Below are 2,259 nucleotides of genomic sequence, written 5' to 3' on the forward strand. Positions count from 1 at the left end.
ATCCGGTGCAGAACGCGCTGACGCAGCCGCTGCGCCAGGCGGCCGCGCGCGCCAATGACGGCGACTACCTGTCGCTGTGGGCCGGGCAGGGCGCACCGCTCGCGCGACGGCGCGGCGACGCGCTGACGACATCGCAGCTCGTTGCCGCGCTCGATGCCGAATGGCGTGCGACAGCTGCCTGAATCGTTCATATCGGACGACGAAACGCGCGTTGTCACGCGCGTTTCATTCAATGATCACGGGCACAAAATACCGAATCGAAATGCCCCCGGATTGTTTTAAAACGACCTTTCATCAAGTCGCCGGGAATTAGCGGAAACCCTTATCCGGCGGGGCTTGCAGCGATATTCGAGTAGTCATTCCAAAGTGCGCATATCGGTAGTGTTACCACTACCCCAAAAAAGTCCCACAAATTAATTTGATCACCTACACTTGCGCGCAAGTACGGACGGGCGGCCGCTAAAAGCGGCGGTTTTCACGTGCTTGAGGCCAAGTGCATGAACGATGCAACCGGCGAATCGTCCAGTGATTGCAACACAGGGATGGCAGCGGGGCACCGGGCGATGGCGTTTATTGGGACCGAAACTGGAGACTTATATGAATATCAAGATGCAAAAGCTGTTGCCGATCACCGCGGCCGCGATGCTGTGCGCTGCAGCTGCAAGCAACGCAGCGGCCGATCAAGTCGTCAAGATCGGCCACGTCGCGCCCTTGACGGGCGGCATTGCACACCTGGGCAAGGACAACGAAAACGGTGCACGTCTCGCAGTCGAGGAGATCAACGCCAAGGGTCTCACGATCGGCGGCCAGAAAATCACGCTGCAACTCGACCCGCAGGATGACGCGGCCGACCCGCGGCAGGCCACGCAGGTTGCGCAGAAGCTCGTCGACGACAAGGTCGTCGCGGTGGTCGGCCACCTGAACTCGGGCACGTCGATCCCGGCCTCGAAGATCTACAGCGATGCGGGCATCGTGCAGATCTCGCCGTCGGCGACCAACCCGGCCTACACGCAGCAGGGCTTCAAGACCACGTACCGCGTGGTGGCGACCGATGCGCAGCAGGGCCCGGCACTCGCGAACTACGCGCACTCGAAGGGCATCAAGAGCGTGGCCGTGGTCGACGATTCGACCGCGTACGGCCAGGGTCTCGCGAACGAGTTCGAGAAGAAGGCCAAGGCGCTCGGCCTGAAGGTCATGTCGCATGACGCGACGAACGACAAGGCGGTCGACTTCCGCGCGATTCTGACCAAGATCAAGGGCGAGAATCCGGACGCGATCATGTACGGCGGCATGGACGCCACCGGCGGCCCGTTCGCGAAACAGGCGAAGCAGCTCGGCCTGCGCGCGAAGATCTTCGCGGGCGACGGCGTGTGCACGGAAAAGCTGGCCGACCTGGCCGGCGACGCGACCGACAACGTAGTGTGCTCGGAAGCCGGTGCTTCGCTCGAGAAGATGTCGGGCGGCGCAGCGTTCAAGGCGAAGTACGAGAAGCGCTTCGGCCAGCCGATCCAGATCTACGCACCGTTCACGTATGACGCCGTGTACATCATCGTCGATGCGATGAAGCGCGCGAACTCGACGGATCCGGCGAAGATCCTCGCCGCGATGCCGACGACGAACTACTCGGGCGTGATCGGCACGACGACCTTCGACTCGAAGGGCGACCTGCAGCACGGCGTGATCTCGCTGTACAACTACAAGAACGGCAAGAAGTCGCTGCTCGACGAAGTGAAGATGTAACGAAACAAGCGGTCAACAGAAGGGGTGAAAACGCGCATGCGGCAACGCATGCGCGTTTTCTTTTGGGCCGGCGCCTGCCGTGCCGTCAGATCTTCAGCCGCGTGAGCACCTTCGGCGCAACGGCCGCGACGAGCGCCGCGCACAGCGCGACGACGGACAGGCCGATCGTCAGGTTCGAGGCCTGCGCGACGGCGCCGATCACGACCGGACCGAACAGCATGCCGAAATACGCGAGCCCGGCCACGTGCGCGAGCCCTTCGGCCGCATGGATGCCTTTCACGCGCGCGGCGGCCGCGAACAACACCGGCATCATGTTCGCGAGGCCGAGGCCCATCAGTGTGAAGCCGGTCAGCACCGTGACCGAATACGGCAGCAGCAGCGCACCGATCATCCCCGCGCAGGCGAGCGACGCGCTCGCGAACACGAGCTGCGGTGCGCCGAAGCGGGCACGCACGGCGTCGCCCGCGAAGCGCGCGATGGCCATCCCGCCCGAGAACGCGGCATAGGCGGCGCTGGCGA

Annotated in this window: 1 protein-coding gene and 2 pseudogenes; 2 read left to right on the forward strand and 1 reads right to left on the reverse strand. The window is 63.6% G+C overall.

Going from position 1 to position 2,259, the window contains the following annotated elements; genetic code table 11:
- A pseudogene (locus G3N93_RS38880) lies at positions 1-182 on the forward strand (nitronate monooxygenase); the annotation flags it as partial.
- Positions 183-597: 415 nt separating this feature from the next.
- Positions 598-1,740 carry a branched-chain amino acid ABC transporter substrate-binding protein gene (locus G3N93_RS38885; protein ID WP_174940039.1) on the forward strand — a complete coding sequence of 381 codons (1,143 nt, stop codon included), beginning with the start codon at positions 598-600 and terminating at the stop codon, positions 1,738-1,740.
- An 85-nt stretch (positions 1,741-1,825) separates the two neighbouring features.
- Here G3N93_RS38885 and G3N93_RS38890 read toward each other — a convergent pair.
- Positions 1,826-2,259, reverse strand: a pseudogene (locus tag G3N93_RS38890) (MFS transporter); the annotation flags it as partial.

The organism is Burkholderia sp. Se-20378, assembly GCF_017104665.1.
In the GTDB taxonomy this organism is placed as follows: Bacteria; Pseudomonadota; Gammaproteobacteria; order Burkholderiales; family Burkholderiaceae; genus Burkholderia; species Burkholderia lata.

What these genes read in the sequence shown, in the direction of transcription:
- G3N93_RS38885 (WP_174940039.1), top strand. Translation starts at nt 598, where the DNA reads ATGAATATCAAGATGCAAAAGCTGTTGCCGATCACCGCGGCCGCGATG.